This is a genomic window from Streptomyces oryzae, assembly GCF_017676365.1.
GTDB lineage: Bacteria > Actinomycetota > Actinomycetes > Streptomycetales > Streptomycetaceae > Streptomyces > Streptomyces oryzae.
Map to the genome: position 1 here is coordinate 1 of NZ_JADKMA010000318.1, position 4756 is coordinate 4756.

Sequence of the window (4756 nt, forward strand, 5' to 3'; positions counted from 1 at the left end):
CCCCCGGTACCGCCCCGGATCGCGTGTCCGGCGATGGCCGCCCCCAGCAGCACCAGCCTGGCCGGTACCCCCGGCCGGGCCGGCGCCGGATCGGGCCCCGCCACCACCCAGGCGAACAGGCAGCCGGCCGCCAGGAAGTGGGCGCGCAGCAGCCAGTGCCCCGCGGGGTACGCCGCCGCGAGTGCGTACACCGGCGTGCAGTAGAGCACCGCGAGAGAGCCCGTGTTCAGCAGCGACTGTGGGTAGCGTTCGCAGCAGCAACGGCCCACCCCCAGCACGATTCCCGGCAGTCGCAGGCTCACCGGAGCCGGTCCGGTGCGGGCCCCGCCCGTCGTGGCCATGGCTGTGCTCCGCTCCTCGTTCGCCGTCCGCGCCCCTCCGGCACGCCATGGCGCCGGTTTCCCGCGCGGGCCAGGGTCGGTCCGGCTTTCGGCCGGCCGGCCCGGCGTTTTCCCCTGGGCCCGCCGGGAACCCCGCGGGGCGCGAACGATCACTGGCTGCCCGCCGGTGCCGGCGGGCGGCATCGATGCGAGTGAGGTGAGCGCAGTGCCGGAGCCCGGCAGCAAGAGCTACGACAAGCACCGCGCGCGGCGTCGCAAGGACCTGGAGAAGAGCGGCGCGGCAGATGCGCAGGAGGCCAACGAAGAGGCCAAGCGCGAGATGGAACGCGACCCCGACTGGCGCCCCACCGGCCCGCGGACGGAACGCGGCCGGGGCCCGAAGGGAGAGCGCCCCCGGTCCGAGAGCTGAGGGCTGCTGAGGGCGGGCCCGGGGGATGGAGCAGGGGCCCGCCTCGGCCCGCGCTGCTCAGCGCGCGCTGTCCCCGCTTCGGCCGCGCTTCGGCCGCGTCGAACGTCCGGACCCGGCCGCGGTGTGAGGCATCCGCGCTGCGAGAGTGTCCCCATGGGCGAGAACAAGCAGCGCATGCTGGCGGGCGAGTGGTATCTCCCGGATGACGACGAACTCTTGGCGGACACCGTGCGACGGGCCGAGCTGTGCGCGGCCTTCAACGCGGCCGAGACGGCGCCGCCCGCCGAACGGCGCAAGATACTGGAGCAGTTGATCGGGGAGCTGGGGGAGGACGTCCGTATCCGCCCGCCCTTTCGCTGCGACTTCGGTACGTACATCTCGATCGGTGCCGGTACGTTCATCAATTTCGGCGCCGTCTTCCTGGACGCGGCGCCCATCACCATCGGCCGCGACGTACAGATCGGCCCGAACGTGCAGTTGCTCACGCCCACGCACGAGATGGACGCCGAACGGCGGCGTGCGGGCTGGGAGAAGGGCGTGCCCGTCACCATCGGCGACAACGTGTGGCTCGGCGGCGGCGTGATCGTCTGCCCTGGGGTGACCATCGGTGCCGATACCGTCGTGGGAGCGGGGGCGGTTGTCACCAAGGATCTGCCGGCCGGCGTACTGGCCGTGGGCAACCCCGCACGGGTGGTGCGCGAGCTGTAGTGCGCCGGGTTGCCGCTCGGGTGTGCCCCCTGCGGTCCGTCGCAGGCTGCCCGTACGTCGTGGTTGCTCGCGCAGTTCCCCGCGCCCCTTACGGGGCGCAGCCCCATGCCGGGTACGGCTTTCTAGACCCGGCGCCAAGAATCGTCCCGCAGATGGGAACCAGCCTGTGGCCCCATCCGCAGCATCCCTCCGTCAACGGCCCAGGAGGCGCCGTTGACGTACGTGGAGTCGTCACCGGCGAGAAAGGCGATGACGGAGGCGACCTCCCGCGCGTCGCCGGGCCGCCGCAGCGGTATGCCGGGGCGGGGCGCGGTGCGTACGTCCTCGTCCTCCTGGCCCGTCATGGGGGTGGCGATCTCGCCGGGGGCCACGGCGTTGACGCGGATGCCGTGCTCGGCCAGCTCCAGCGCCATGACCTGAGTGAGCAGCCCGAGGCCGCCCTTGGCCGCGCAGTAGGGCGCGGCGCCGACCCGCGGCTGGTGCTCGTGCACGCTGGTGACGTTCACGACGGTGCCGCCGTCGCCCTGCGCGATCATCCGGCGCGCCGCGCGCTGGGAGCACAGGAACGGGCCCAGCAGATCGATGTCGAGTACGTCCCGGACGGTGCGATGGTCCAGGTCGAGGAAGGGGGTGCGGGTGCCGGTGCCGGCGTTGTTGACGAGCACGTCGACGCGCCCCAGCTCGTCGGCGAGTTCGTCCACCACGTCGGCGGCCTCCGGCAGCCGCGTCAGATCCAGGTGCCGGACCGCGGCGCGCCGCCCGGCCTCCCGTACCAGCGTGGCGGTCTCCTCGGCTCCGTCCCGGTCGGTGTGCCAGGTGACGCCGATGTCCAGGCCGTCCTGGGCCAGCCGGACAGCCGTCGCCCGGCCGATGCCCGAGTCCGACCCGGTGATGACCGCGGCCCGGCTTCCGCCGCTCCGGGTGGAGCTTCCGCCGCTCTGAGTGGCCACCTCGACCTCCTTGACCTCCACGGACGACCGACGGGCGAGTGATGGACGGGTGATGGACGGGTGCCGACCGCGCTGCCGGGTGACCGCTGAGGCGGGTGCGTAAACCGGGGGCTGAGGGGTACGCCGGGCGAGCGGGTAGGCCCGACCGGCAAGCGCGGCTCGCCCGAATGTGCGACCCGCACGAGCGGCGCGCATGCTGGAAGGGGCCCCGTGTTGGCACTGCTCCAGCGGCTCTAGTGAGGAGAAGCACCATGCAACACGACGAGTTCATCGGCCAGATGCAGGCGCGGGCCCACCTCTCCAGCCGGGGCGCGGCCGAGCGGGGTACGCGCGCCACCCTGGAGACGCTGGCCGAACGCATCCCGGCTCCGCTGGCGGACCACCTGGCCGCGCAGCTGCCGACCGAGCTGGGAGAACATCTGCGCCGCGTGGAGTACGCGCCGGACGTCCCGCAGACCGGGGTCCGGATGACCCGCAAGGAGTTCTTCGACCGGGTGGCGCAGCGCGCCGGAGCCGACCCGCCGAAGGCCGTCCACGAGGCCCGCACCGTGGTCGAGCTCCTGGGGGAGGCGACCCAGGGTGCGCTGACCGAGCACATCAGGGAGTCCCTGGACGACGAGCTCGCCTCTGTTCTCTTCTCCGGCAGCACAGGCACGGCCGGCACCAGCTGACCGGCACCAGTTGACCGGCACCGGCCGACCGGCCTCGGCCGAACGCCCGTCCCGTCCGGAACCGTCGCGCGAAGGCAGCGATCGGACATGGCGCACCGCGCCGGCGAGCCCGTCAGCGCCCGCTACGCGACCACAGGCGCTTCGGAACAGCGCACCCACCGCGCGGGCGGGTCCTCCGAGGAGGACACCGAGAGCCCGCCGAATCCCGCAGCCCCTACGAGGGGCGGGGCCGCCCCGACTACTCGGCGGAGCACGAGCAGGTCTTCAGCGCCCTGGCCGCCGCCGAGCAGCAGCACGGCGGTGAGACCGTGAGCCTGGACGACATCTCACGGGAAGCCCATATGCCGCAGGAGCGGATCCGCCCCCTGGTGCACGACCTGGTGGCGGCCCATCACCTCGCGCCCGAACTGCAGGGCGCACAGAGGAACCCGCACTGTCGCACTACGAGACCAAACCGCGGCCCTGACCCCCGGCCCCGGTGACCGAGCACCGGCGCCCCGCGTGCCCGAGGCTCAGTACTTCCGTCACAACCGTTGACACGCCCCTGCCCCCTCCTTACTGTTCCGCGCCGAATCGCTCCGACGCACCCCGTCGAAACGATTCGACAATCTCGCGGCAACAGTGAGGAGGGGGCGTTGGTCAAGATCACGGACGTTGCCCGGCGCGCCGGTGTCTCGCCCAGCACCGTCTCCTACGTACTGAGCGGCAAGCGCCCCATCTCGGCCGCCACGCAGCGGCGCGTCGAGGAGAGCATCCGCGAACTCGGCTACCGGCCGCACGCCGGGGCCCGGGCGCTGGCCAGCAGCCGCTCCAACGTGCTGGCCCTGGTGATGCCGCTGCGCAGCGGCGTCCATGTGCCGGTGCAGATGCAGTTCGCCGGCGCGGTGGTGACCACCGCGCGCCGTCACGACCACGATGTCCTGCTGCTCACCCAGGAGGAGGGCGAGGACGGGCTGCGGCGGGTGGCGGACAGCGCGCTCGTGGACGCGCTGATCGTGATGGACGTCCAACTGCGCGACGCCCGCACCCCGTTGCTCCGCTCGCTGCCGCTGCCCTCGGTCCTCATCGGCTTCCCGGCCGAGGCCGACGGGCTGACCTGCATCGACCTGGACTTCACCGCGACCGGCGAGAGCTGCGTAGGACACCTGGCCCGGCTCGGGCACCGGTGCGTGGCGCTGCTGGGCTCCCCGCCCGAGGTGTACGCGCGGGGCACCGGTTTCGCGCAGCGAACGGCCGCGGGCTTCACCGCAGCCGCCCACCGCTGCGGCATCAGCTCGACGGTGCTGCCATGCGAGCCCACCAGGGCCGCAGTACAGGAGACCGTCGAGCGGCTGCTGCGCGACCATCCCGGACTGACCGGTGTCGTCGTGCACAACGAGCCCGCGCTGCCCCTGCTGCTGGAGGCGTTCCAGCAGGCGGGGATGCGCATCCCGCAGGACCTCTCGGTGGTCGCCGTGTGCCCGGACGAGCTGGCGGAGAGCGCCGCCGTGCCGGTCACGTCGGTGGCCATCCCCGCTGAGGAGGTGGGGGAGCGGGCCGTCGAGCTGCTGATGGCCAAGTTGAACGGCCAGTCCGTGCCGGACGCGACGCTGCTGCCCCCTCGGCTGACCCAGCGGGTCAGCTCCGCGCCGCGCGGGCCCGCCTCATGACCGCCGACCGCACAGCCCCGTCCTGACC

6 protein-coding genes are annotated in these 4756 nt (G+C 73.1%); 4 read left to right on the plus strand and 2 right to left on the minus strand.

The features are described 5' to 3' along the window. On the minus strand, positions 1-341 hold a 341-nt coding region (locus tag ITI46_RS33225; protein WP_247746979.1), incomplete at its 3' end, for a cytochrome c oxidase assembly protein. A 205-nt stretch (positions 342-546) separates the two neighbouring features. On the opposite strand from ITI46_RS33225, the gene ITI46_RS33230 reads away from it, so the two are divergent. Both ITI46_RS33230 and ITI46_RS33235 read left to right on the plus strand, forming a co-directional pair. Continuing rightward, on the plus strand, positions 547-750 hold the full coding sequence (locus tag ITI46_RS33230) for a hypothetical protein (RefSeq protein WP_209243669.1): 204 nt from the start codon (positions 547-549) through the stop codon (positions 748-750). A 153-nt stretch (positions 751-903) separates the two neighbouring features. Beyond that, positions 904-1458, plus strand: coding sequence for a sugar O-acetyltransferase (locus ITI46_RS33235; protein ID WP_209243670.1), 555 nt, complete (start codon positions 904-906; stop codon positions 1456-1458). 122 nt (positions 1459-1580) lie between these two features. Here the strand turns inward: ITI46_RS33235 and ITI46_RS33240 are convergent, their stop codons facing one another. Continuing rightward, a complete protein-coding gene (locus ITI46_RS33240) occupies positions 1581-2408 on the minus strand; it encodes an SDR family oxidoreductase (RefSeq protein ID WP_209243671.1) in 828 nt (275 codons plus the stop codon). A gap of 251 nt (positions 2409-2659) precedes the next feature. Between ITI46_RS33240 and ITI46_RS33245 the strand changes: the two genes are divergently transcribed. Together ITI46_RS33245 and ITI46_RS33250 are read left to right on the plus strand one after the other, a co-directional pair. Next, entirely contained in the window at positions 2660-3079 is a 420-nt protein-coding gene (locus ITI46_RS33245; RefSeq protein ID WP_209243672.1) for a DUF2267 domain-containing protein, read from the plus strand. A 635-nt stretch (positions 3080-3714) separates the two neighbouring features. Further along, positions 3715-4728 carry a LacI family DNA-binding transcriptional regulator gene (locus ITI46_RS33250; RefSeq protein ID WP_209243673.1) on the plus strand — a complete coding sequence of 338 codons (1014 nt, stop codon included), beginning with the start codon at positions 3715-3717 and terminating at the stop codon, positions 4726-4728. Positions 4729-4756 lie beyond the last annotated feature (28 nt).

Coding starts and splice junctions, on each gene's coding strand:
- ITI46_RS33245 (WP_209243672.1), top strand. CDS start 2,660: ATGCAACACGACGAGTTCATCGGCCAGATGCAGGCGCGGGCCCACCTC.
- ITI46_RS33235 (WP_209243670.1), top strand. CDS start 904: ATGGGCGAGAACAAGCAGCGCATGCTGGCGGGCGAGTGGTATCTCCCG.